The 25,172-nt window shown below is 51.2% G+C and carries 23 protein-coding genes and 2 tRNA genes; 10 read left to right on the top strand and 15 right to left on the bottom strand.

Going from position 1 to position 25,172, the window contains the following annotated elements:
- Positions 1–29 precede the first annotated feature (29 nt).
- The 3 genes from msrA (at position 30) to ACXYMU_RS08215 (ending at position 3,091) form a co-directional block, all read left to right on the top strand.
- Positions 30–680 carry a peptide-methionine (S)-S-oxide reductase MsrA gene (gene msrA, locus ACXYMU_RS08225; RefSeq protein ID WP_458985884.1) on the top strand — a complete coding sequence of 217 codons (651 nt, stop codon included), beginning with the start codon at positions 30–32 and terminating at the stop codon, positions 678–680.
- 67 nt (positions 681–747) lie between these two features.
- On the top strand, positions 748–1,137 hold the full coding sequence (locus ACXYMU_RS08220) for a phage holin family protein (RefSeq protein WP_458985883.1): 390 nt from the start codon (positions 748–750) through the stop codon (positions 1,135–1,137).
- 304 nt (positions 1,138–1,441) lie between these two features.
- Positions 1,442–3,091, top strand: coding sequence for an NADP-dependent glyceraldehyde-3-phosphate dehydrogenase (locus ACXYMU_RS08215; RefSeq protein WP_458985882.1), 1,650 nt, complete (start codon positions 1,442–1,444; stop codon positions 3,089–3,091).
- A 360-nt stretch (positions 3,092–3,451) separates the two neighbouring features.
- Here ACXYMU_RS08215 and ACXYMU_RS08210 read toward each other — a convergent pair whose 3' ends face one another.
- From ACXYMU_RS08210 to ACXYMU_RS08195, 4 genes are all read right to left on the bottom strand, one after another.
- Positions 3,452–4,585 (bottom strand): tetratricopeptide repeat protein, encoded by a 1,134-nt coding sequence (locus tag ACXYMU_RS08210; protein WP_458985881.1) that lies wholly within the window; start codon positions 4,583–4,585, stop codon positions 3,452–3,454.
- A gap of 60 nt (positions 4,586–4,645) precedes the next feature.
- The gene (gene gyrA, locus ACXYMU_RS08205) at positions 4,646–7,198 is read right to left on the bottom strand and encodes a DNA gyrase subunit A (RefSeq protein ID WP_458985880.1); all 2,553 of its coding nucleotides are present in this window, start codon (positions 7,196–7,198) and stop codon (positions 4,646–4,648) included.
- 84 nt (positions 7,199–7,282) lie between these two features.
- Positions 7,283–7,525: a hypothetical protein gene (locus ACXYMU_RS08200; RefSeq protein ID WP_458985879.1), complete on the bottom strand. Its 243-nt coding sequence runs from the start codon at positions 7,523–7,525 to the stop codon at positions 7,283–7,285.
- Between the two features lie 134 nt (positions 7,526–7,659).
- Positions 7,660–8,430 (bottom strand): SDR family oxidoreductase, encoded by a 771-nt coding sequence (locus ACXYMU_RS08195; RefSeq protein WP_458985878.1) that lies wholly within the window; start codon positions 8,428–8,430, stop codon positions 7,660–7,662.
- Between the two features lie 169 nt (positions 8,431–8,599).
- On the opposite strand from ACXYMU_RS08195, the gene ACXYMU_RS08190 reads away from it, so the two are divergent.
- On the top strand, positions 8,600–9,334 hold the full coding sequence (locus ACXYMU_RS08190) for a hypothetical protein (RefSeq protein ID WP_458985877.1): 735 nt from the start codon (positions 8,600–8,602) through the stop codon (positions 9,332–9,334).
- A gap of 35 nt (positions 9,335–9,369) precedes the next feature.
- On the opposite strand, the gene ACXYMU_RS08185 is transcribed toward ACXYMU_RS08190, so the two are convergent.
- Entirely contained in the window at positions 9,370–10,389 is a 1,020-nt protein-coding gene (locus tag ACXYMU_RS08185) for a metal-dependent hydrolase (RefSeq protein ID WP_458985876.1), read from the bottom strand.
- Positions 10,390–10,500: 111 nt separating this feature from the next.
- Between ACXYMU_RS08185 and ACXYMU_RS08180 the strand changes: the two genes are divergently transcribed.
- Positions 10,501–11,538, top strand: a complete 1,038-nt coding sequence (locus ACXYMU_RS08180; RefSeq protein WP_458985875.1) for an ion channel — start codon at positions 10,501–10,503, stop codon at positions 11,536–11,538.
- Here the strand turns inward: ACXYMU_RS08180 and ACXYMU_RS08175 are convergent.
- From ACXYMU_RS08175 to ACXYMU_RS08145, 7 genes are all read right to left on the bottom strand, one after another.
- Positions 11,535–12,701, bottom strand: a complete 1,167-nt coding sequence (locus tag ACXYMU_RS08175; RefSeq protein WP_458985874.1) for a hypothetical protein — start codon at positions 12,699–12,701, stop codon at positions 11,535–11,537. The two genes, ACXYMU_RS08180 and ACXYMU_RS08175, sit on opposite strands and share 4 nt — an antisense overlap.
- Before the next feature lie 65 nt (positions 12,702–12,766).
- Positions 12,767–13,516 (bottom strand): DUF3307 domain-containing protein, encoded by a 750-nt coding sequence (locus ACXYMU_RS08170; RefSeq protein ID WP_458985873.1) that lies wholly within the window; start codon positions 13,514–13,516, stop codon positions 12,767–12,769.
- On the bottom strand, positions 13,503–14,159 hold the full coding sequence (locus ACXYMU_RS08165; RefSeq protein WP_458985872.1) for a hypothetical protein: 657 nt from the start codon (positions 14,157–14,159) through the stop codon (positions 13,503–13,505). The genes ACXYMU_RS08170 and ACXYMU_RS08165 overlap by 14 nt, the downstream gene beginning before the upstream one ends.
- 150 nt (positions 14,160–14,309) lie before the next feature.
- A tRNA-Thr gene (locus ACXYMU_RS08160) sits at positions 14,310–14,382 on the bottom strand.
- Positions 14,383–14,443: 61 nt separating this feature from the next.
- Positions 14,444–14,516 (bottom strand) — tRNA-Thr (locus ACXYMU_RS08155).
- A 129-nt stretch (positions 14,517–14,645) separates the two neighbouring features.
- Positions 14,646–16,778, bottom strand: a complete 2,133-nt coding sequence (locus ACXYMU_RS08150; protein WP_458985871.1) for a DUF349 domain-containing protein — start codon at positions 16,776–16,778, stop codon at positions 14,646–14,648.
- A 32-nt stretch (positions 16,779–16,810) separates the two neighbouring features.
- Positions 16,811–17,380: a YqgE/AlgH family protein gene (locus ACXYMU_RS08145; protein WP_458985870.1), complete on the bottom strand. Its 570-nt coding sequence runs from the start codon at positions 17,378–17,380 to the stop codon at positions 16,811–16,813.
- Between the two features lie 256 nt (positions 17,381–17,636).
- Here ACXYMU_RS08145 and pdxH point away from each other — a divergent pair, with 256 nt between their 5' ends.
- The 4 genes from pdxH to ACXYMU_RS08125 all read left to right on the top strand — a co-directional run bounded on the left by pdxH (position 17,637) and on the right by ACXYMU_RS08125 (position 21,467).
- Positions 17,637–18,290 carry a pyridoxamine 5'-phosphate oxidase gene (gene pdxH / locus ACXYMU_RS08140; protein WP_458985869.1) on the top strand — a complete coding sequence of 218 codons (654 nt, stop codon included), beginning with the start codon at positions 17,637–17,639 and terminating at the stop codon, positions 18,288–18,290.
- A gap of 53 nt (positions 18,291–18,343) precedes the next feature.
- A complete protein-coding gene (locus ACXYMU_RS08135; protein ID WP_458985868.1) occupies positions 18,344–19,642 on the top strand; it encodes a DUF1015 domain-containing protein in 1,299 nt (432 codons plus the stop codon).
- The gene (locus tag ACXYMU_RS08130) at positions 19,608–20,189 is read left to right on the top strand and encodes a Maf family nucleotide pyrophosphatase (RefSeq protein WP_458985867.1); all 582 of its coding nucleotides are present in this window, start codon (positions 19,608–19,610) and stop codon (positions 20,187–20,189) included. Before ACXYMU_RS08135 ends, ACXYMU_RS08130 begins: the two co-directional genes overlap by 35 nt.
- A 93-nt stretch (positions 20,190–20,282) precedes the next feature.
- Positions 20,283–21,467: a class I SAM-dependent rRNA methyltransferase gene (locus ACXYMU_RS08125; protein WP_458985910.1), complete on the top strand. Its 1,185-nt coding sequence runs from the start codon at positions 20,283–20,285 to the stop codon at positions 21,465–21,467.
- Positions 21,468–21,553: 86 nt separating this feature from the next.
- On the opposite strand, the gene ACXYMU_RS08120 is transcribed toward ACXYMU_RS08125, so the two are convergent.
- Together ACXYMU_RS08120 and ACXYMU_RS08115 are read right to left on the bottom strand one after the other, a co-directional pair.
- On the bottom strand, positions 21,554–22,951 hold the full coding sequence (locus ACXYMU_RS08120) for a methyltransferase RsmF C-terminal domain-like protein (protein WP_458985866.1): 1,398 nt from the start codon (positions 22,949–22,951) through the stop codon (positions 21,554–21,556).
- Positions 22,952–23,006: 55 nt separating this feature from the next.
- Positions 23,007–23,405, bottom strand: coding sequence for a (deoxy)nucleoside triphosphate pyrophosphohydrolase (locus ACXYMU_RS08115; protein ID WP_458985865.1), 399 nt, complete (start codon positions 23,403–23,405; stop codon positions 23,007–23,009).
- A 211-nt stretch (positions 23,406–23,616) separates the two neighbouring features.
- On the opposite strand from ACXYMU_RS08115, the gene ACXYMU_RS08110 reads away from it, so the two are divergent.
- A complete protein-coding gene (locus tag ACXYMU_RS08110) occupies positions 23,617–24,141 on the top strand; it encodes a hypothetical protein (RefSeq protein ID WP_458985864.1) in 525 nt (174 codons plus the stop codon).
- 29 nt (positions 24,142–24,170) lie between these two features.
- Here the strand turns inward: ACXYMU_RS08110 and ACXYMU_RS08105 are convergent, their stop codons facing one another.
- Positions 24,171–25,160 carry an NAD(P)H-dependent glycerol-3-phosphate dehydrogenase gene (locus tag ACXYMU_RS08105; protein WP_458985863.1) on the bottom strand — a complete coding sequence of 330 codons (990 nt, stop codon included), beginning with the start codon at positions 25,158–25,160 and terminating at the stop codon, positions 24,171–24,173.
- Positions 25,161–25,172 lie beyond the last annotated feature (12 nt).

Here is a 25,172-nt window from a genome sequence, read left to right as displayed (position 1 = left end):
CAACTATGATGAATCTCTATAGGAATTTTTTGCTATTATCCCTTTTTGCCTTCTTTAACGCCTGTACAGAGGCAAGCACAGATCGTGCTTCCCTGCAATATACCAGCGGAACCACGGATGCCATCGATACCACCGGTCTTGCAAAAGCCACTTTTGCCGGAGGGTGCTTTTGGTGCACGGAGGCCTATTTTGAACGTCTGGAAGGGGTAGAGGCTGTTGTTTCAGGTTACTCGGGCGGTAAGCAGGCGAACCCGACGTATAAGCAGGTAAGTGCCGGCATGACCAATCACGCGGAAGGGGTGCAGGTCTACTATGACCCCAAGAAAATTTCTTTTGAGGATTTGGTGGAAGTTTTTTTCGCCACTCACGACCCGACTACCCTGAACCGGCAGGGCCCTGACTATGGCAAACAGTACCGTTCCATTGCCTTTTACCGCACACCCGAGGAGAAGCAGGTGATCGAGGAGTACATCAAAAGCCTCCAAGTCGCCGGAACCTACCGGGACAACATCGTGACAGAGGTACAGCCATTTAATAAGTTCTGGGAAGCTGAGGAATACCACCAGGATTATTATGTCCGAAATCCGAAGGACGCCTATGTACAGGCGGTGGCCCGCCCCAAGGTGATGAAATTTGAGCATAACTACCGGAACAAACTCAAACAAGAGTACAGAGATTAAATTAACTTATCGCTATCTATTTGGCCTGCTTGTCGTAGTAAATCCCTATACTAACATCTAAAAAACTATGGGATTTATTATCAATGTATTGGTAAGCGCAGCCGTGATCATGCTCATGGCTTATGCCTTGTCTAGTGTACACATCAAGAGTTTCGGCACAGCACTTTGGGTGGCCTTTCTGGTGGGCTTGCTCAATGCCACCATTGGCTGGCTACTAAGAGGCATATTCAACCTGGTGTCGTTTTTTCTGCTCGAGGCCATCGTGTCCCTTTTCGTGACAGCCATTGTGATTAAGTTGGTGGACTTGTTTGTCAAAAACTTTAAGATAGACGGATTCCTGCCAGCTTTGCTTATTGCGCTCGTCACTGCCATAGCCCTGGCGCTGGTAGGTTACTTGTTTGGCGGAAACGATCATATCGCTCTTTTCTCGCAACAGCTTTTTATCCCGACGGCTTAAGCTATTGAATATTCTCACCTGTATCCAAGCCCTGCCCAACAGCAGGGCTTTTTTGTCTTCCATGCAACAGGCTCCTAAATGCGAATCAAGGTAGGTATGGCAAATTATTAAAATGGCATTTATACTCTAATATGATTGAAGCCTAAATAATTATTGCTGTCTTATGTTTTATATTTATAAATCATTCTGCTACTTTTATGAATTGCCACAATTGTTAGCCTTGTGATTTCGCACTATTTTAATTGCGGGGTTATTGGTTTTAGGAATTTGGATGACGTTTTAATCTTAATTAAATCAAAGTACGATGAGTGTAACTGATTTTGTAGAAAATGCGACAGAAGCGCATGTAAAATCAATTTTTGTTGAGGAAGATCAAATCCCGGAAGAGTTCAGACTAGGGAATGAAATTCACCAGCGTGAGTTTTTGTCTGACGGTGAGATGAAGCCCTGGGATGGAGATGTCCATACCGTTTATTCTCCGGTTGCTGTAAAAACAGCTGCAGGCTACCAGCGCAAGATAATCGGAACATACCCTGTCTGCACGGAGCAGGAAGCTATGGCATCCTTGGATGCTGCGGTGGCAGCTTATGACAATGGGCGTGGGCAGTGGCCCACCATGAGCGTGCAAGACCGGATTAAATACGTAGAGCAGTTTACCCACAAAATGATAGAGCAGAAGGATATCGTTGTGAAGCTCATCATGTGGGAGATAGGTAAATCCGTGGCTGACTCTGTAAAGGAGTTCGACCGGACCGTGGAATATATTTACGCCACGATTGATGCCTTGAAAGACATAGACCGTGACTCTTCGCGTTTCGAAATAGAGCAGGGGATTGTGGCGCAAATCCGCCGTTCGCCGTTGGGGGTGGTGCTGTGTATGGGGCCATTCAATTACCCACTGAACGAGACGTTCACAACTCTGATCCCCGCCCTCATTATGGGGAACACGCTGCTCTTCAAGCCGCCTAAGCATGGTACCCTTTTGCATTATCCGCTGCTGGAGGCCTTCAGAACCTGTTTCCCGAAAGGTGTGGTAAACACGATCTATGGCCGTGGCCATGCCATTGTGCCAGCGCTCATGCAATCCGGTAAAATAAACGTGCTTACATTAATTGGTTCCAGCAAAGTAGCGGACGAACTGAAGAAGTTGCACCCTAAAGTAAACAGATTGCGCGCCATACTTGGTCTTGACGCGAAGAACGCAGCTATTGTAACGGAGCATGCCGATGTGGACCTGGCCGTTTCCGAAACTGTACTGGGAGCGCTTTCTTTTAACGGACAGCGTTGTACCGCGCTCAAGATTATTTTTGTGCATCGCTCCAAAGTAGATCAGTTTGTGAAGCAATTGAGCGAAGCCGTAGGGAAGCTGAAAATTGGCATGCCATGGGAGAGGGGCGTGGCCCTAACGCCGCTACCCGAGCCTCAAAAACCCGCTTACCTGAAAGACCTTATAGATGATGCCAAAGCGCTTGGTGCAGCTGTTGTTAACAAAGGAGGTGGCGCCACGTTTGAGTCTTTCGTTTACCCGGCAGTGCTTTACCCTGTAAACAAAGACATGAAAGTGTACCGGGAGGAACAATTTGGCCCGGTTATACCTGTTGTGCCATTTGATGATCTGGAGGAACCGATTGAGTATCTAATTGAATCTACGCATGGGCAGCAAGTAAGCATTTTCAGCAACGATGCCGCTGAAACCGCTTCGCTTATTGATCCGCTTGTGAACCAGGTTAGCCGCGTTAACATCAACTGTCAGTGCCAGCGCGGTCCGGATACGTTTCCGTTTACGGGGCGTAAAGACAGTGCCGAAGGCACCTTATCTGTAGTTGATGCGTTGCGTTCGTTTTCTATCAGATCGCTGGTGGCCACTAAATTGAATGAAAATAACAAGCACCTGATCAACGAGATCGTGAACCAGGGTAACTCCAACTTCCTGAGCACGAAGTATATTTTCTAATTCCAATCCAACCATTAAAAATACAAAGAGTCGTCAGGCAGGTATATGCTCGGCGACTCTTTGTATTCACTGGTTATGCATTTGTGGTACAAGCTTGAGTGCCCAGCCTGTCAAAAACGGCTTCTTCTATTTAACATAAAGTATATTATGAGTGACACTTAAATAGATGTTTTACATCGTATATTATAAGTCTTATAATTTATATTATGTTAAGTAGTATTTGGCTATGCCGGTGTATTCTTTATTATAGGTCATTTAATTGACATTCACTCATCATTACTGCTCCTGCTATTTCATACTATAAGGCACAAAAAAAGGGAAACATCGCTGCTTCCCTTTTTTCTGAGTATCGCTATAAGCTTAGTTGTTCAGCTGTGCGCTGATCTTAGCCGCGTCAGACTTACGGTCTAAGCGCGTATAAAGTTTAATTAGGTTTTGCATCGTAGACTGATCCTTTGGTTGGATTTCCAAGGCTTTCTCAAAGTACGGCAATGCCGCTTTATAATGCTTCTTGGCTTCAGCATCCAGTGCTTTACCTCTTTTCTGGTATGTTGCGTAGTCCATTTTAGCAGCCTTGTTGTTAATGTCAGCTCCTTTATTGAACTCCAATACACCTAAATTGTAGTATGCATCGAAATTCGTTGGGTCAATTTCGATTGCTTTCTTGTAAGTAGCTGTAGCGGCTTCCAGATCGTTTTTGCGCTCTAACAGGTTACCTTTTACAGCTAAAAGGCTGGCGTTTTTTGGGTCTGCAGCAATTGCCTTGTCAAGTTTTGCCATTGCCTCATCAGCACGGTCGTTCTTCAAGTAATAGCGCAGTTCCTCCTGCATCATGTACACGCTGTTCGGATGCTCTTTCAAGCCAGCCGCCAAAGTATTCATCACCTCTTCCTCGCTGGCTTCACTAGCCTGCTGCAGCTGGATCTTGTTTTTAAACACATCCTCTGTCTTATGACCGATGCCAATCAGCTGGTCATAAAATCCGATAGCCGCTGGATAGTCTTTGTTGGCTGTTGCCGCATAAGCTGCATATAAAACTGCCGTTGTGTCCGTCGGGTTGATTTTGCTGGCTAACTCATACTTGTCGATGGCCTGGTCCCACTCCTGGTTATTGTGGAATTCAACGGCCTGGTTCAGTACCTGGCCATAAAGCTGCTCCTTGCGGGCAGGCACTTGCTTGCCGAATTCGCCGTCCTTGCCATCCAATTCAATCGTTTTGTCAAACGACTCCAACACCACTAATGGAGTTTTGTCGTCAGCCAACTTGCCGTAAATTGGGTTGCCGATCATATCCTGGTAAATCACACCACGATAGAACCAGGTTTTGCCTTTCTCTTTTGTTTTTTTATGTTCAATTGCCTTCTCGATGTCAGCCTGCGCCTTATCCAGCGTACCATTCTTGTGGTTCATGATGGCACTGTTCACGGCCGAGTTTTGCGCGCTTGCAACCGAAATGCTTGCGGCTGCCAGGGCTGTAAAAAGTATTTTCTTCATACTTATTTGTAAATTGGTTAAGATTGATTGTGTAACGCTAACTAATTAAAAATAATTCGATTATTCCTGATCCTCAGTAGTTTCCGGGTCTGTTAGCTCGTCTGAATTCAGCAAATCCTCTGGTGCCACCTCCGACTGGTCTAAAATCGCTTCCACTACTTCTTCTTCGCCGTCCATCTCAATTTTAGCGACAGAAGAAATCTGGTCAGTTTCGTTTAGTTTGATCAAACGGACACCTTGTGTGGCACGTCCAATCACCCTGATATCTTCAACACGAAGCCTGATGGTAATACCCGAGCGGTTGATGATCATCAAGTCGTCCGTGTCTATCACACCTTTAATGGCAACCAACTTACCGGTTTTGTCGGTTACGTTCAGTGTTTTAACGCCTTTTCCGCCTCTGTTTGTGATTCTGTATTCATCCAGCAGCGAGCGCTTACCAAAGCCGTTTTCAGAAACCACCAGCAGTTCGGTGTTCTCATTCTCTACACAAACCATACCAACAACTTTGTCTTCCGGACCGCCTAGCGTTACGGCGCGCACACCCGAAGCGTTGCGTCCCATCGAGCGCACCTGGCTCTCATTAAAGCGAATGGCCCTACCCGACTCCAGCGCAATGATGATTTCGCTGCTTCCCGTGGTCATCTGCACATCCAGCAGGCGATCACCGTCGTTGATGCTGATGGCATTTATACCGTTGGTACGTGGCCTTGAGTAAGCCTCTAATGCAGTCTTCTTGATCGTGCCTTGCTCTGTGATGAACACCAGGTTGTGGTTTAGCACATAATCCTGGTTTTTCAGGTCATGCACATTCAGTACAGCGCGTACATTATCATCCTTCTCGATCTGAATGAGGTTCTGGATGGCGCGTCCCTTGGTCGTCTTCCCTCCTTCTGGCAGTTCGTATACCTTTAACCAGAACACGCGGCCAGACTCTGTGAAAAACAGCATGTGGTGGTGCGTGTTCGCGATGAAAAGGTGCTCTGTAAAGTCGTTTTCCTTCGAAGCTGCCACCCCCCTGGAGCCTACGCCGCCACGGCTTTGGCTTCGGTACTCGTTCAGGGACGTGCGCTTGATATATCCTTCGTGAGAGATGGTGATCACCATGTTCTCTTCCGGAATCATATCCTCGTAAGAAATATCGCCGGTGCTCGCTTCAATACCAGTGCGTCGGCCATCGCCGTAGCGCTCACGGATCTCAATCAGTTCGTCTTTGATGATCTGCATGCGCAGCCCTTCATCATTGAGTACGCTGTTCAGGTAATCAATTAGTTTCATGATCTCATTGTACTCCTGCTGGATCTTGTCACGCTCCAGGCCGGTGAGGCGCTGCAGACGCATATCCAGAATGGCACGCGCCTGGATTTCAGACAGCGCAAAGCGCTCGATCAGGCCATTTCTGGCAATTTCAGGGTCGCGTGAGGAACGGATCAGGTTGATCACCTCATCCAGGTTGTCCAGTGCAATCAGCAGGCCTTCCAGGATGTGCGCACGTTTCCTGGCTTCATCCAGTTCATACTGCGTTCTGCGGATCACTACCTCGTGGCGATGCTCCACGAAATAATGGATCAGCTCTTTCAGGTTCAGCGTCATCGGGCGGCCTTTTACCAGCGCCACATTGTTCACACCGAAAGAGGACTGTAAGGCAGTGTATTTGTAAAGGTTGTTAAGCACCACGTTTGGAATCGCGTCACGCTTCAGGTCGTACACAATGCGCAGGCCGTCGCGGTCAGACTCATCCCGCAGGTCAGATATTCCCTCTATCTTTTTCTCGTTTACCAAAGCGGCTGTCTTTTCGATCAGGGAAGCCTTGTTCACCATGTATGGAATCTCCGTCACGATGATCTGCTCCTTGCCGGAAGGCAACACCTCAAAGTTGGCGCGTCCACGCATCAACACGCGGCCACGACCAGTTTCAAAAGCAGCCTTTACGCCATCGTAGCCGTGTATGATACCGCCTGTCGGGAAGTCTGGCGCAGTAATGTACTGCATCAGTTCCGCGATGGTGATCTCACGGTTTTCGATGTAGGCGATGGTGCCATTGATAACCTCTGTCAGGTTATGCGGGGCCATGTTGGTGGCCATACCTACCGCGATACCAGAAGTTCCGTTTACCAGCAGGTTCGGGAATTTAGCGGGCATTACGCTTGGCTCTTTCAGGGAGTCGTCGAAGTTAGGAACGAAATCCACTGTGTTCTTCTCCAGGTCAGCCAGCAGTTCGTCGGCAATGCGCTTGAGGCGTGCCTCTGTGTATCGCATCGCAGCCGGAGAGTCTCCGTCTATCGAACCATAGTTACCCTGTCCGTCTACGAGCGGGTAGCGCAACGACCATTCCTGGGCCATACGCACCATGGTGTCGTACACCGATGAGTCGCCGTGCGGGTGGTACTTGCCCAGCACCTCTCCCACAATACGGGCCGATTTTTTGTAGGCTTTGTTATAAGATACCCCCAGTTCAGACATACCGTAAAGCACGCGGCGGTGCACTGGCTTTAGTCCGTCCCGAACATCGGGTAAGGCTCTTGATATAATAACAGACATTGAGTAGTCGATATACGCACCGCGCATTTCGTCTTCAATGTTGATCGGTATAATCCTTTCGCCTTCGATCATGTTTAAAATCTAATTTATAGTAGGTTGCTTGTTGTTTTTTCTGTGTAGCAAGTTAGGCAAAAAATGCCTTATCAGCTATATAGACTAATGCTTATTTCGGCTCTTGTTATTCCGTCTGGCCGCTTTTTCCTGCGAAACCTTGTCCAGCTTCTCCCCCATTTTCGGGTTTTGCTTTTTCCAGAACGGTCGCCCCCTGAATTCCTCTGTGCCATGCGGGTGCACCATGCGCACCTGGCAACTATAAATGGGGCAGGCTGGTTTACAGGAAAATAGGGAAACGGAGATAAACGTGAGGAGAAGGAAGGAAAGCAGTCTTTTGGTTGCCATAAGTAAAAGTTTAGAAGGGCCTGCTGTGGTTGCAGCAGGCCCTTACTAGCTTAGTTACAAAATTAAACATATTTGCGCACATATACCACTTTCAGGAGGCATTGTTTTGAGGTGTATAGCGCTGTGGAAGCGGTTTATTGTGGATGAAATCCGTTGATGGTGAAGCCACCATCCACAGCCAGCACCTGGCCTGTTATGTAGGCCGCCGCCGGCATGCACAGGAACGATACGGCACCTGCCACGTCTTCGGGTTTGCCCACCTGCTGCATCGGTGTCCGGCTTACTACAGCATCATAGAATTCAGGATTTTGCAGCACCGTTTGCGCCAGCGGTGTGCTGATGTACCAGGGAGCTACCGCGTTCACCCGGATGCCGTCTTTGGCCCATTCCGCCGCGAGGTTTTTGGTGAGCTGGTTCATGGCCGCCTTGGTCATCCCGTAAATGCTGCCGGTGCGCACGTGCGTTAAGCTCGCTACCGACGACACGTGGATGATGTTGCCTTGCCCAGCTTGCCGGAGCAGCGGGTATAGCTGCCGGTTCAACTCAAAGGCAGAACGCAGGTTGGTGTTCATCACGAAGTCGTACTCCTCTGCCTGGTAGTCGACGGTGGGCTTGCGGATGTTTGTGCCGACGTTGTTCACCAGTATGTCCAGGCGGCCCCAGAGCTGTTGCACGCGGTCTGTCAGTTGCTGCCGCCCTTCCTCGGTGCTCAGGTCAGCCACCAGCGTGTGCAGCCGCTCAGGGTATTGCTCCTGCTGTTGTTTCAGGTCCTCTTCCTTGCGTGCCACTGACAAAACCTCGGCGCCAAGGGCGATAAAGTCAGCTACTATTGCGGCGCCTATTCCCTTTGAGCCGCCCGTTACCACGGCCTTTTTACCTGTCAGTTGCCATCTGTTTTCTCTCATTGTTTTCTGGTTTGTGAATTGTTCTATGTATCCAGGAAATCAATCCCTGTTTTAAAGCTAATTGTTTGGTGCTTTTTAGTTTTAACTTACAATTTATGCTGAATTATGTTCAAGAGTATTATCTTGCTTATTGATTTCAGCTCTGATCCGTTTTTTTAACACTTTGCAAATGAAGAGAATTGCACTTTTATTTCCTGTGATTTTTGTTTCCCAGGTAGCTTTCGGGCAAACTCCTACCATAACGGGGTTCGATGCGCAACAGAATATCCTGGAATTAGGCGATTCTCCTAATGCCACTTCGGTGCGTCTCTACGATAACCGGTACGAGGGTGTAAAAGGAACGCCTTATTTCTATGAGGATTGGGCTGAAGCTACTATCACATCCAAAAACACTATTTACAAAGACATCCAGGTGAAGTTCAACGTGGTGGAGAATGAGCTATTCTACCGCAATGCTGCCGGCAAAGAGTTTATCCTAAAACCGCAGTATGTAGACAACTTCACGCTGAAAGGCCAAACCGTGGTGCAGCCTGTTACCTTTAAAAAATTTGAGGCGCTTGCCGCCGAGGACCTTAAACTGGCAAGTACGTTTGTAATCCCTATCTATGATGGGAAACAGGTGCAATTGGTGAAGCTACCCCAGAAGCTGCTTGTCAAAGCGAATTTCGAAGGGCCTTATAAATCCGGGAACACCTACGATGAGTTCCGGGATGAGCAGGTGTATTATTTGATAGGTCCCGGAAAGGGAGTCAGTAAAGTGAAGCTCAACAAAAGGGCGCTTTTGAAAGCACTTCCCGGAAACCAGCAAGACAAACTGGAGAACTACATCAAAGCCAGGCAGCTTGATGTGAATGCGGAAGCTGGCTGGGCTAAAGTGCTGGCTTATTACGAGTCACTCCACTAGAGAAATCAAGCAGCAGCGCCTACACAGGCGCTGCTCTATTTATTGCCCAATATCCTGGACCAGTATCGTTTGAGGTATGCCTGGTCCACCTTTGGCCTGTTGTTGATCTCCTCTACCTGTAGCTTTCCGTTTTTAGTTAGCCATACCCTGTACACAAAAACGTAGTCGCCCCCGCTCTCCTGCCAGCCGTCAAACTTTCCGAAGCGCAGGTCTTTGACAAGTATACCGCCTTCTTCCGCCTTGGCAATTGCGTAATAGCCCTTTGTGATTTCCAGGAGGCGTTCCATTTGCGCATAGCCCCGGTAGGGTTGCAGCAGGTGTTTGTTCTGTGGGTCGTATTCGTACCTGATGCTGGTATCCTCATCAAGCAAAGAATAGAACCCGTTGTAAAAGCCGTCTGCGGTCTTTGCCGTCACCGACCAGAAGATGGTATTGAGCGGGGTGGGTTTGCTGATATAGGAGGTATAGCTGATTTGCTGCTGCACCAGGCTGTCCTCAAATATGGCATTGGCCGTGGCTTTTGCCCCAAACGAAAAGGCGATGTATGCGGAGCTCAGCGCCAGGCCCAGGTAATTCCAGTTTCTTCTGCGGGTACTCTGCTGTGCATAAAATGCCGCTACAACCACCCCAGTCAGCAATGGCAGCGTGTAGAGCGGGTCGATGACAAAAATGTTGTAAAAGGCTACCCCGTAGGTGCTGAATGGCCAGAAGAGTTGGGTGCCCCAGGTGGTGCAGCTATCGAGCAGGGCATGCGTGGTAAAGCCCAGGAAAAAAAGCAGGCTCCAGTCACGCAGCGTGGCCTTTTCTTTTTTATATACCCGATTTAACAGCCAACCCAGCACCGGCGACACCAGCAGCGCAAACAGAAACGAGTGCGTGACAGACCGATGAAAGCTCAGCTGCTGCACCGTGTCCAGCCACGGGTTCAGCAGCACATCCAGGTCAGGGATGGTGCCGGCGATAGCGCCCCACAGCATGGCCTTGTTTCCGATTTTTCTGCCGGCCACTGCCTCGCCCACTGCAGCGCCCAATACCAGTTGCGTTAATGAATCCATTGATATGCTTATGGGCCGATGGCCGGGTTGGTACCCGCTCTGGCAACTCGTTTTAGCCAGTACGGGTATAACGTACAAATTCAGTATATAAATTTCCTAATTCTCTTCCCTATGGATCAAACCATCTACTTCGTCATTGGCGTTGTGATCGTTGTCTTCACGTGCGTAGATTTAATTTATACCACGCTTGCCCCACGTGGGGCTGGTTTCATCAGTGGCCCGGTGTCTGTTGCCGTCTGGAAGGTGTTCCGTGCCATCAGCCGCTTCACCCACAATAAAAAGTCATTGACGGGCGCGGGTATTCTTATTGTCGTTACCGTCCTGCTGACCTGGGTGCTGTTGCTGTGGGCCGGAAACGTGTTTATTTACCTGGCAGATAAAAATGCTGTCGTGAACAGTACCACCCAAATACCAGCCACTAACCAGGAGCGGATTTACTTTACGGGGTATACACTCTCCACCCTCGGGAATGGGGACTTTAAGGCTGGCTCCAGTGGTTGGCAAATTTATACCGCTTTTATCTCGTTTACGGGACTTATGCTGATTACCATCGCCATCACCTACATGGTTCCGATCCTTTCGGCCGTAACGCAGCGGCGGGCGCTCAGTATCCAGATTTCGGCGATCGGTAGCAGCCCGCAGCGTATACTGCTTAACAACTGGAACGGCAAGGACTTTAAGAAGCTGGAAGAGCAGTTTCAGAGCCTGACGCAGGAAATCACGCACCAGGGGCAAATGCACCTTTCTTACCCGGTGCTGCATTACTTCCAGCACGGCGAAAAACAGGCTTCCCTCCTGCCCAACCTGGCAGCCCTGGATGAAGCTGTGACCCTGCTGTTGCTGTACATTCCTGAGGATCGTCACCCTGCCGGTGAATACCTGGTGCCACTGCGCAAAGCCATTACCTCTTTTATCGGCTCGCTCACTTCTCTATATGTAACGCCCGATAAAAGTGAAGTGCCGCCCTACTTCACTGAAGAGTTAAAGAAAGCAGCTATACCCATGCATACCCCTGACCTGGAAAAGATCAGTCACCTTAGCAAGCGGCGGCGGGCCCTGCGGGCCATGGTAGAGTATAACGGCTGGGACTGGGAAGACATCTCAGCCCCTGTGGCCGATACCGAAATGGACTTGCCGCTGTTCTGCTAGCGGATTATGGGCATGCGCTTAAACTCTTTTGTCCGGTCGAAAAGGTAGCGGTACGTATGGTGGGTTTTGTAAATACGGCTACCCACGCGCTCTACCACCTTCATCATCTTTGGGTTAAAATCGCCGATCCAGTTCATCTGTATCTCCCTGTAAGGGATTTTTGGGTTGTTGATGATCAGGTTGCCCGCCGCCGTTACCATGGCAGCCTCTACCCCTTTCTGCTGCTGCTCCGGTGCAATGCCGAAAACAATGCCGTACATACTGGTGTTAGCGCCACGCCAGCGGTGGAATACAAATTTTAGCTTGCCCCATAGGTCCATTTTGCCGTTGGCATACCGGAAAAGCTGATTCAACTCAGGTATGGCGATGAAAAAGCCCACGGGCTGGCCCTCGAAGTAGGTGAACCACATGATGCGCTCATCCAGAATCGGTTTCAGCGTGTTCATGATCGTGATCGCCTGCCCCTCCGACATTTCCTTCACTCCCTCATGCTTTGCCCAGCCCTTGTTGTATACTATCCTAAAATCCTCGGCATACTTCTTCAGGTTGGTTTTATCGAGGTGCACGCAGCTGTAGCGCTCATCTGACAGGATGCGCTGCGCCTTCTCCTTGTATTCTTCCGGGAGGTCGTCATGCACCTTGCGGTAGTAGGTATACTGCTTGAAATAGAGTTGAAACCCGTAGTTTTCCAGCAGGTCCACATAGTAAGGGTAGTTGTATGGCATGCAGTAGGTGGGCGCGTGAAAGCCGTCGGCCAGTACACCCCACCACTTGTCGCGGTCTCCGAAGTTTATCGGGCCATCCATGGCCTCCATCCCGCGCGCCTGCAGCCACTCCCGGCAGGCATCCAGGAGCATGTTGGCAGCCTCCTGATCGTTTATACAATCAAAAAAGCCCATACCCCCTGTCGGCTGCTCAAATGTATGGGCTGTTTTCTTGTTGATGAAAGCGGCCACTCGGCCAATGTATTTGCCCTTGTCGTCCTGTAGCAACCAGCGGATGGCCTCGCCGTCGCGGAGGAGCTTGTTCTTTTTAGGGTCAAAAACCTGGTTTACGTCCTTGTCTAAGGGCCGGATATAATTGCGGTCTTTCTTATATAGTCGCACCTGCACCATGAGAAACTCATGGGCAAGCTCAGGTGTGTTTACCTCTATCAGTTGCATAGTGTGTCTTTAGCAAATCGGACCGCTAAGTAAGGCATTATCTTCCTGAAATGGAAGTGCCGCGCCTACCATACCGTGAGCAGGCCGGTCAGGATGGCGATCCCAAAGCTCATCAGGGTGCCGATCAGGATGTATTCTGTCAGTTGCATGTCGTGCTTCCCGCGCAGGTCGCCAAACCTGAACACGGACTTTGCCGCCAGCAGAAAGCCAATCGCTTCCCAATGGCTGATCAGGATAAAGGTGAGCACCAGCAGGCGCTCGATCATCCCGATCCACATGCCTGCGTCGGCAAGCGTCGTTTTGGCTTCGGCCGGGTTGGTTTCGGTGGGTGAAAGGTGCAATAGGGGATTAGGCTTCCAGTGACTGATCAGCACCCGGATGACGATGGCTGCAGGCTTCGTGACAAACAGGTATGCCGTGATATGTCGCCAGGGCAACTCTACCTGGCGCAACTGCTGCCATATGGATACCTGGCTATACAGTACAGTGGCAACGCCCAGCACCAGCAAGTGCAGTACTTGGTCGGCAGCAAACCAAAGCTTCGTGTGCCGTGGCCAACGGTTCTGGACAGTGATCTTTAGCAGGTCGATCAAAAAGTGCGAACCAGCGATGGCGGCGGCAAAGGGCCAGAAACGGAACTGCCACACCATGGCCCATACCAGCAGACCATGTATGAGTGCGTGGGCATAAAGCAGCGGAGCGCGCCAGCTTTTCTGTTCTTTCTGTGCGACCCATTTTCCTGTCTGCAGCACAAAGTCGCCTATGAGGTGGGCGAAGACAAGTTTAAAGAAAATTTCCTGGCTATCGGGCATCATGCAGTTTGGTTACCTGTGCGCTAAAGTACCTTTCAAAATTAAGGATCAGATCGATGTGGGATTTGCTGAGTCGCCAATTGATGGTAGGCTGCGTGACAGCCATCTTCTCGGCAAGGGCCGTTTGTGTAAGCTCGGGATACATCAGGTGATAGTATACGGCCTCGTTGATGGGCTGTGTCCAGCTTGTCATCAGGGTTTCAAGCAGCGGCAGGCTTGCCTCCAGGCTTGCGTTGAGCTCCGGCCATGCTGTTTTCACGCGCAGCCGCTGGGAGGTATGGGTCAGCTCATCCAGTGTCAGCCCGGAAAGCTGGAATGCCTCTCCGTCCGACTCGCTGACCACCTCGCCCTCATACCCTTCAGCACCAATGCCAATCGCTAACCGAACATCCACTTTCTGCGCATACAGCTCTGGCAGTGCCCTTAACCCAGCACGCAGCAGCAACGCCGCATATAATGCATGGCTCGGCCCGCTCCAGGTGCACTGGAAACTGTCTCCACGGTAAATGTCCCACTTCAGGTTGCTGGCTTCGAATGCGGGATTTTGCTGTATATGGTGAAAGATGACCTTTATGCGCCCGAGCCATACAGCCTTGTCCTTTACCTTGCGTGAGTGCACAATATCACCTGTTAGAACTGCGATCATACCTGGTTTGCTTAGATGCCAGCCTCAATATACGTAATTTATAGATACATGAATCTATAAATGTATAAAATAGGTGTTTAAGTCTATAATATGAACGAATGGATAGAAAGGAAAAAAGCCCTTAGATTTCTCTAAAGGCTTTTTTGGGAGAGCCCCCTGCCGGGATCGAACCAGCGACCTACTGATTACAAGTCAGTTGCTCTACCAGCTGAGCTAAGGAGGCTTGTACTTTATGTTTGACTAAAAAAGCAGAAGAAGTACAAACATTCTGCTTTTTGTAAGTGAGCCCCCTGCCGGGATCGAACCAGCGACCTACTGATTACAAGTCAGTTGCTCTACCAGCTGAGCTAAGGAGGCTTACACTTTTTGGTGTGCTTTATGGTGATAAAGCGTTGCAAAAGTAGGGTGAAGATTTATACCATGCAACAGCTATTATAAAATAATTCGGAGCTTTTCGGTAAGCGTTTGATGTTCAGGGAGAAATTTTTACTCCCTGAAAGCCTGCATCTGATGATTCAGCTGGTCGATACGCTTTTGGGCATCGACAATTCTGCTTTCATACTCCTGGCGTAATTTGTCAGCATTCTTCGACCGACCGAAAAACTCGATGTTGGTGCGAAGCGTCTGAATATCGTTTTGCAGCTGGGTAATTTCCCGCTTCAACGCCTGCTCGCGCTGGTGCAGCTTCTGGCCAGCATCCGGGCTGTGCTTGATACGCTCTACCTGCAGTTTTACCAACAACTCATCGCGCTGTTGCAGGCTTAACGATGGCACACACTCCAGGTACTTCTCCATCAGGGCCAGGAACTTCTCCTCTGCTTTGGCGCTGCTGCGCTTGTTGTCCTTGTCCAGGGCACGCCATTTCGAGACATACTGCTCAAATTCTTCCAGCGACCCCACCGTTGAGGGTATGGCCAACTGCTCGGCCAGGGTGTCGCAGAGTTCCAGCTTTTCAGCAGACAGCTTCTCGACCTCTGCCACATGGCTCTGTTCGGTAGCCTGTTTTCTGTCGAAGAACTCGTTGCAAGCCGCCCGGAAGCGCTGCCAGATCTTATCAGAGTGCTTGTCGGGTACCCGGCCGATGGTTTTCCATTTCTTCTGCAGCTGAATAAGCTTTTCCTTGGTGCTGTTCCAGTCTGTGCTTTCCTTCAGGCTTTCGGCTTCTTCGCAGAGTTCTGTTTTCAGGCGCAGGTTCTGCATTTTCTGCTCGTCCAGCGTCTTGAAGAAATGGTTTTTATGCTGGAAGAAAGCCTTGTAATTGCCCCAGAAGTTCTTGTTCACTTCCTCGGCATATGCCTTTGGCACCAGGCCGGCAGCATCCCACTCTTCTTTCAGTTTCTGGATCTCGTCAGTCTTGTCGCGCCACTCATTGATGCGGTCGGTATCGAAATTGGTAAAGGCCTGCAGGCGATCGAGCAGAGCCCGTTTTTTGGTGAGGTTCTCCAACTCCCGCTTGTTGCGATCGTCCTGGTAGGCGCGCCGATGGTTGTGCACCACTTCAGAGGCCTGTATAAACCGTTCCCAGATAGGGTCGCGCTGATCGTTTGGAACAGGACCGATGTTTTTCCATTCCTCGTGCAGGTGCCGCAGCTCCTGCAGGGCCTTGTTGAGGCTAGGCTCGTCTTTCAGGGCCTCCGCACGTTCTACCAGCTGCAGTTTAGCATCCAGGTTTCGCTTGCGGTCCAGCTCCTTCATCTCGAAGAAAAGGCTGCGGTTGTTGTAGAAGATGTCGAGCAGGGCATGATAGGAATCCCAGAGTTCCTGCGCTTCACCTGCCGGTACCGGTCCAGTCGATTTCCAGTCTGCCTGCAGCTTCTTTACCTCATCGCCGCTATTCTTGGTCTCAGCCGATTCCACTAATTCACGCAACTGGGCCAGCAGTCTTTTCTTGTGCTCTAGGTTTTGCTGGCGCTGCTGCTCCATGTTCTGGCGCTGCTTGTGGCGCGAGTCTTTATAGGCTATCAGGAGCCCTTCCAGGTCCTGGTGCTCACGGGAGGTATGGTAATCGAAGTCATCGGCGGTGCCGCCCTCCTGCTTAAATCTTTCCAGGGCCTCTCCGCGCTCCGCCTGAAACAGCTGGTCATACAGCCGGTATACCTCCATGATGGTGGCATTGCGCTTGCCCGCATCGGCGCTGCGCAGGGCAGTGGTTAAGTGCCGCCGCAGTTCATCTATCGACAGCTGGGAATAATCAATGCCATCGTGCTCCTCTTCCTCTTCCTCATCAGCATGATGCTCGGTGGGGACTGGGGCCGAGGCCGCAGCGGCAGGTTGCACTTGAGCTGAACCCTCAGGGTCTGCTAAGCCTGCGGAAGAGGTCTCAGGGTCCTTTACGTCCGTGTTGGCTTCCACGAAAGCATCGGTGATTTGTTCTGTCTCTTTATTTTCAGTCGCATCCGAAGTAATGCCGGGTTGAATCTCCGGCTGTTCTTCCTTGGGCACCTCACCGCCGGAAGCAGCTTTGCCTTCCGCAGGTGCACCTGGTTGCACGGGGTGCTGGTCTGGCGCATTGCCAGAGGCAGGTGCCGTATGGTTGCCTTGCTCGTTTACATTGTTCTGATGCTCGAGGTTGTTTGCCTCTGATCCGGGAGTGCCCATGTGTTTACTGTCGATAGTCATGTCGATGGTCTTTAGTATCAGTCGGCCCCAGGTTAGTTTAGCCTTGGATCGACAGGATAGTTAGAGAGCACTTTAAATTTGCCCCCCATCTCGCGGAGCACGCTGCTCCACAGGTTATCCGCATCCAAATTAAATAATTTATTGGCAGCATTGTTATTTACGATCCAAACATTTTTGTCGATCTCTTCCTGCAGTTGGCCAGCGGTCCAACCTGAATAGCCTAAGAAAAATTTAATATCATCTTTGTTTATTAATCCTGTGCTGATCATGGTGCGCAAAAGCTCAAAGTCGCCCCCCCAAAACAGGCCGTCATCCAATTTCACGGCCTGCGGCAGGTCTGGCAAACGGTGCACATAGTGCAGGGTGTTATATTGCACAGGGCCGCCAACGCCTAGGTCCACGTCAAAGCTTTCCTGGTCAATGTCCAGCACATCGGATAGTTTGAGGTTCGACACGCGGTTCAGCACGAGGCCAAACGACCCCTCGGCCTCCGAATGGTTGCAAAGCAGAATCACGGTGCGTTCAAAATTAGGGTCACCCAAAAAGGGCTCTGAAATAAGTAAACTGCCGTTTTGCGGCTTTATCGTGGTTTTATCTTCCATTTTTCCTCCTGCACGCTTTAGGTTTAAATGAGGGGAACAGCAGTGGGCTAAAGGCCCAAATTGGTTCCACAACGAACTTTATCATTCTTACGCAAAGCAATGAATATGGTAACAGATATGAAAATTTGGGTTTTTCGGGGCAGTGGCATTTATACCCTCAGCAGGGAAATATGGCGGCCTTATCGAACCAAAAAGGGGGTATAATGGTAAGTAGCAGCAGATATTTTCCTAATTTTGATCAAAATACACATCGCTTATGGCCCTGACGCAGAACATTGCCGACATCCGGAAAAACTATTCCCGCAAATCACTTACCGAGGAAGCCGTCCTGCCCGATCCGGTCAGTCAGTTTAAGGTATGGCTGGAGGAGGCATTGCAGGCAAAGGTGGAAGAACCTACCGCCCTGGTACTGTCTACGGTGAGCCCGGAAGGGCGGCCCTCGGCACGCGTGCTATTACTAAAGGACGTAGCAGCGGAAGGTTTCACTTTTTTCACGAATTACGACAGTCGCAAGGGCAATGAGCTGGCGCAGAACGCCTATGCCGCCCTTACCTTCTTCTGGCCCGCGCTGGAGCGCCAGGTGCGCATCCAGGGCAAGGTGGTGAAAGTGCCCGCCGAGGTATCCGATAAGTATTTCCAGAGCCGACCGAAGGCCAGCCAGATCGGGGCATGGGCATCACCGCAAAGCAAGGAGATTGCGAGCCGCAAGGTGCTGGAGGAAGCCGACGAAAAGCTATCGGCGCAATACGCCGCGGAGGCTGTGGTGCCGAGACCCGACAACTGGGGTGGCTACCAGCTGCAGCCGGACTACATCGAGTTCTGGCAAGGCAGGCCCAACCGCCTGCACGATCGTCTGGTATATGAACTGGCTCCGGAAAATGAATGGCACATCAAACGACTGGCCCCCTGACCTGTAAATCACCAAGGCATACCATCACCCAAATCAAAACTACTACACCTTAAATGGCTGAAATACTCCCTTTGCGCGCGTGGCGCTACAACCATACGCTAGACCAACAGATAGAACAACTCACCGCCCCGCTTTTCGATGTGGTGTCGGAGAAGCAACGGCAGGCGCTTTACCAGAACCCGATCAACAGCATCCACCTTTCGGTGCCGCGCGGCGAAAACCCTGCGAGGGAGGCGGCAACTTTGCTTCAGGAATGGAAAGAGAAGGGCGTGCTGCTACAGGACCATATGCCGGGCATCTATGTCTACTACCAATATTTCCGGTTGCCGGGAAGCGAGAAAGAGTATGTGCGTAAGGGATTCGTCTGCAACATCAAAGCCTACGACTGGGACGAGGGCGTGCTACTACGCCACGAGAACACCATCCCGACAGCCGTGAACGACCGCATCGCGCTGCTGGAAGAAACCCTGATGAATACCAGCCCGACACATGGCCTCTATACGGATGCTGCTTTTTCGCTGGAGCCTTACATGGACGAAAGCATCCTGACGCCTTTGTATGAAACGGAAGATTACCAGGGGGTGCGCGACGTGTTGGCTGTGATTCATGACCATACCGTGATCAAAAAGTTTGTGGAGACACTGCGGGGGCAACAGATCCTGCTGGCTGACGGGCACCACCGGTATGAGGGTTCGCTGGAGTACCGCAAAAAACGAATGGCGGAAAACCCTGCCCATACCGGCACCGAGCCATACAATTATCATCTGATGTACCTGACCAACTCCGAGCACGACGACCTGCGCATCCTGCCGACCCACCGCGTGCTGAAGCAGATGGACATGACGGATGCGGAGTTTCTGGAGAGACTTGCAGATTACTTCATTATCAAGCCCATTGCCGAACCTTTGGAATTGAACGAGGTGATCATGGGCAAACAGTGGGCCTTCGGGCTATACATGGGTGGCGAAGCCTATAAACTCCGGCTGAAACCAGAACTGCACGAGCAGATAGACTGGAATTTCCCGCAGGAGGTGAAAGAACTGGACCTGACGGTGATGCACTACTTTATATTCGAGAAGGTACTGGGCATCTACCGCAAGGCACAGCGCGATTACAAAGAGCTGAGCTATGTGCGCAATTTCACGTCCTGCATCCGGCTGGTGGATACGAAGGAAGCCCGACTGGCCCTGATCACCAACGACATCACCATGGACCAGGTGAAACGGGTATGCCACAGCGGTGCCGTGATGCCCCAAAAATCAACATATTTTTACCCGAAAGTAATCGGTGGATTTTTATTTAGCTCAATCAAAGAAGATGAATTTGTCACGGCCCCTTCTGCTTGCCTCTAACTCCCCGCGCCGAAAAGAACTGCTGTCGCAGCTCGGCCTTGCCTTTGAGGTAAGGGTAAAAGAAGTACATGAGGAATTTCCGGAGCACCTGGTGCGCGCAGAGGTGGCCGAGTACCTGGCCTCCCACAAAGCCGACGCCTACCTGCAGGACCTGCGGCACGAGGCCCTGATCACGGCAGACACCATCGTGTGCCTCGGCGACAAGGTACTGAACAAACCGGCTACATACGATGAGGCAGTAAGGATGCTAAAGGCGCTCTCGGGCCAGGTAAACGAAGTCATCACGGGGGTATGCATCCTGACCAAAGAGCAGAAAACCATCTTTCACGACAGTACCAAGGTGTATTTCAAAAACCTAACGGACGAAGAGATTACGCACTACGTGACCCACTACAAGCCTTACGACAAGGCGGGTGCCTATGGCATTCAGGAGTGGATCGGCATGATCGGGATCGAACATATCGAAGGGTCTTATTTTAACGTGATGGGCCTGCCGGTACAGAAACTTTATACCCACCTGCAGCGGCTGGGCCTGGTATCGCTTTAAAACAGTTATACCACTAGGATAAAGGGATTCAGAATGGATTCCGTACTTTTGCAGCACGGTGACAGCCAATGCACCGACACAAATAACAACAGCATGTCTTTTATCAAATTTTATTTAGCGCCCGGCAAAGAGCACTCGCTGCTGCGCCGGCACCCGTGGGTGTTCTCAGGGGCAATCCGGAAAACGGACGGAGAGCCTGCCGAGGGCGATGTGGTGGAGGTATACTCCAGCAAAAGAGAGTTTTTAGGGATGGGCCACTTTGCACCGGGCTCTATTGCCGTGCGGCTTTTCTCGTTTGAAAAGGTCGAGCCGGACTATGCCTTCTGGAAAGGAAAAGTACAGCGAGCCTACGATTACCGCCAGCGCCTCGGCCTGACGGAAAATCCGCAGATAGACGTGTACCGCCTGATTTATGCCGAAGGCGATGGCGTGTCGGGCCTGGTGGTGGATGTGTATAAAGACACGGCCGTGATCCAGACGCATACCGTGGGCATGTACCTCGTGCGGGAGCATATCACTAGGGCCCTGCAGGAGATTTACGGGGACCGTTTACGCGCCATCTATGATAAGAGCGCCGAGTCGTTGCCAGCCAAAGCGCACATCGCACCCGTGAATGGTTACCTCTTCGGGGAGTCGAACGGCGGCGTGGTGGTGACTGAAAACGAGAACAAGTTCTTCGTGGACTGGGAAAGTGGCCAGAAGACCGGCTTCTTTATCGACCAGCGCGAAAACAGGGAATTGCTGGCGCGTTACGTCAAGGACAAATCCGTGCTGAACACGTTCTGCTATACCGGTGGATTCTCGGTTTACGCCTTGAACGCCGGGGCCAAGGAAGTGCACTCCGTAGATGTGTCGAAAAAGGCCATCGAGCTGACCATAAAGAACGGGGAACTGAGCCAGGCGCCGGAAAAGCACGAGGCCTTTGCCATGGATACGTTTGATTTCCTCAAAGGCAAGGAAGACCAGTATGATGTGATCATCCTGGACCCTCCTGCATTTGCAAAAAGCCAGAAAGTGCGCCACAATGCCCTGATGGGGTATAAGCGCCTAAATGCCGATGCGATGAAGAAAATCAAGCCGGGCGGCATCCTGTTCACCTTCTCCTGCTCGCAGGTGGTAGACAAATACCTGTTCAACAGCACCGTGATGGCTGCTGCCATTGAGGCCGGACGCACGATCAAAATCATGCACCACCTGTCGCAGCCAGCCGATCACCCGATATCTATCTTCCACCCAGAAGGGGAATACCTGAAGGGTTTGGTGCTTTTTGTGGAATAGCATCAAGAGGGTATAAGAAAAAGGCCTTTGGTATATGCTTTGAAGTAAGCACGCACCAAAGGCCTTTTTAGGTATAGGAAGGCTAGCTACCCTTGCAGCAACTCAAAAGCAGGCAGTTCCTGGGGCAAATCCATCCGGATGCGCCATTCTTTCGGGTAGTAGTTGTTCATGCGGGCTCCGATGAGTTTGGCCCATCCTAAAGGCACTTGCTTAAACTGCAGCAGCACCCAGTCGGTCCCGTTCATACCCAAGTTGATGTCTTCTTTGCGGAGATAGCGCAAGGCCTGTTCCAGATCCAACTCTATGGTGTTGAAGGCTGCTTTGTTCAGGTGCTGCGACAGGGCCAGCCCCTGCAGGGGTTTGAGTTTCCTGCCTTTCACCTCGGCCACTTCAGTACCCGCATAGATTACGTAAAGTTGTTGGTAAAGCTCGTCTATTGCCTCAAACAGGTTGGCAGGTATAGCCGAGATAACCTCCCCGTGCTGCACCCACTCAAACCTGCCCGGTTCCAAAAGCCAATCCTGCACCAGGGCCTGCTCTTTTTTGCCAGCTGGCGTAAGTTTATGCTTCTTCTTTTTAGCTTTGCCGATGGTTTCAGGTGTGGCAACTCCGCCTTTCCGGATAACCGCCATAAAAAAGCCTTCGCCCTGTACACGGTGTGGATAAAACCGGTATCCCTCCACGCCATTGGTCGTCGTCGGTACAACTCCCCAATCAGGTTGCAATTCTAATTTAAGGCTCTGGGCTTCTTCCTGGTCCGCTAGCCAAGACATGTTTTCTTCGTTTTCCTGCTCGTTCCAGGTGCAGGTGCTGTAAACCAGGATGCCGCCTGGCTTCAGGGCTTCCCACACATCCATCAGGATGCGCTGCTGCCGCTGGGCGCACAGCTTCACGTTCTCCTCCGACCACTCCCCTATGGCCTGCGGGTCTTTCCGGAACATGCCCTCTCCGCTGCAGGGCGCATCCACCACCATCACGTCAAAAAAAGCCTTTAACCTACTGAAATCACGTGGGTCGCTATTGGTAACCACCACGTTGCCGCTGCCCCACTTGGCTACGTTCTCCGCCAGGATGGAAGCCCGCGTCCGGATCACCTCATTCGAAACCAACAGGCTTTCAGGAGAGATGAGGCTGGCCAGGTGCGTGGATTTTCCGCCGGGGGCGCCGCACAGGTCCAGCACTTGCAGCGGGTTTTCCAGGCTTACTACCTGCCGCAAGGCTTGCTCCAGAAACATCGAGCTTGCCTCCTGCACATAGTAAGTGCCGGCGTGCAACAAAGGGTCGAGGGTAAAGGCTGGCCGCTCCGGCAGGTAATAGCCCTGTTCGGCCCACTGTACACGCGGTAAATCAGGTATAACCAGGGTTTTAGCCGCGTTTAGCCGGATGCTGACAGGGGCATTCGCTTGAAGGGCCTGCACAAAATCGTCGTACTCGGTGCCCAGCAGGCGCTGCATCCGGTCGGTAAAAGCTTGGGGGAATCGCATGAAAGCAAAGGTACGCCAATTTAGAGGCAGATAAAAGCAACAAGGCCGTAGCTGCTTAGACCATACCCAGCAGTTGCAAATACTCTGCTACAACCGGAATGTCTGGCGCGCACCAGGTATAGCCGGGCAAATCATGCGGCTGTGCCCAGCAGTATTGCTGGTGCTCCAGTAGCTGTATGGTGCCGCCATCATACCCGCAACGGTATGGAATCAGCGCTAGCGTACAGGCAGCATCAAGCGGATACAAGACCGGTGTAAGGCGGGTGAGCGGCGTGATGGTGATGCTTAACTCCTCTTTGATTTCCCGAACAAGGCATGCCTGTTCTGTTTCACCGGGCTCCACCTTGCCGCCCGGAAACTCCCAGCGCAGCGGCTGATCCATGTAGGGGCCTCGCTGCGTGACCAGCACAAGGCCATTGTTTTCAATCAGGGCACAGGTAACGGAGATGATCATAAGGATTGAAGTGAGCGCTTAAACTAAACTAAATTACCGTCTGACAGTAAATTAATCATCTTTCAACAGATTTAATATGATTAACTGACACGGATTTAAGAATTCATCTGCTAACTTAAGGGTATAAGCGGAGAGAGATCGGACTTAGTAAATTGAAAGACGCATTTGAATCATGCATAAAACAATTCGAGAAGTCAATTAAGCCATGCATATGTCACGGACAGCTATCAGCCTAAACTACCGTTTTTTACTGCGCATGGCAGTGTTAATGGGACTTGGCACTGCTATCGTGAGCTACTTGTTTTTGAGGGTGCTGGGGCACCATACCAGCACAGTGCCAGTTTGGGGAAATGTCAGCATGGTGACAGACATCGTTGGGTTTAGCCTCGTCACGGGGTTTCTGCTGAGTTTAGCAGCCACTTACCTAACGCGCCAAGCCATACAGGAGCGGAAAGTGCTGCCGCTGCACTGGCACCTCAAGAGCCAGACCCTCATCGATCGGCTGCCCTCTCATCCGGTTCACCGGGCGTTCATGCTGAGTTTGGCCGGGGTTGTGTTGGCTGGTATCATGCTGTACATGCTACAACTCAAGCATACCGACGGGCTGCCTTATACCCACTATACCGTGCTTTTTGTGCTGCACGCCACGTCACTTTCGGTTACGGTTACCGTGATGGCGGTATACCGTGCCCTGGGCGACAGGGTAACCAAACAGGCTCTGACGGGAAATTATTAGTAACTACTTCCCGTTACAGCCTACTTAGCTTATTTGAGTTTATTCGTGAGAATCTCGAATTCGACTGCCGGGGAAATGCGCTCATACAGCACATGGTACACGGCATCGGTGATGGGCATGGACACCTGCAGCTTTTTGTTCAGCTCAAAAATACTTTGCACCGCATAATAGCCTTCGGCCACCATGTTCATCTCCACCTGCGCCGATTTGACGGTATAGCCGCGGCCAATCATGTTGCCGAACGTGCGGTTGCGGCTGAACTGCGAATAGGCCGTCACCAATAAATCGCCCAGGTAAGCAGAGCCGCTCAGGTCCCGATGAATCGGCATGATGGCGTCCAGGAAACGCTCAATCTCATTCATGGCATTGGATACCAGCACGGCCTGGAAGTTGTCGCCGTAGTTGAGGCCGCGGGCGATGCCACAGGCCAGCGCGATCACATTTTTCATCACGGCGCAGTACTCGATGCCATCCAGGTCGTCCAGCGGGTTTGCCTTTACATAGCGGTTGCGGAGCATTTCGCAGAAACGCTCTGCAGTAGCCAGGTCATGCGAGCCGATGCTGAGGTATGACTGTTTCTCCAGTGCTACTTCCTCGGCGTGGCAAGGTCCGGCAATAACCAGTTGATGCGAGTTGGGAACATGGAAATGCTGCTCCACATAATCTGTGATCAGGATGTTCTCGTTCGGAATCATTCCTTTGATCGCCGAGATCACGACTTTCCCCTGCAGGCACTCTTCTGGAAGTTCTTTTAATACTTGCTGCAAAAAGGCGGCCGGCACTGCCAGGATCACCCAATCGGCGGCGGCCAGCGCTGCGCATACGTCAGCGGTTGGCTTTGTGTACGCCAGGTCAAAGGAGACCTGGCTCAGGTAGCGAGGGTTGTGCTTGTACTGTATGAGGTGCTGCACATCGTTGGTGTTGCGCATCCACCAATGCACCTGCGACTTATTTTCCGTCAGGATTTTGGCGAGCGCCGTTGCCCAACTTCCTCCCCCTAGTATGGCTACTTTTTCCAAATGCTTAAGCTG

Source organism: Pontibacter sp. CAU 1760 (genome assembly GCF_054482735.1).
The sequence above is the reverse complement of the archived record's forward strand: the minus strand, read 5'-3'. Positions and strand labels throughout refer to the sequence as shown.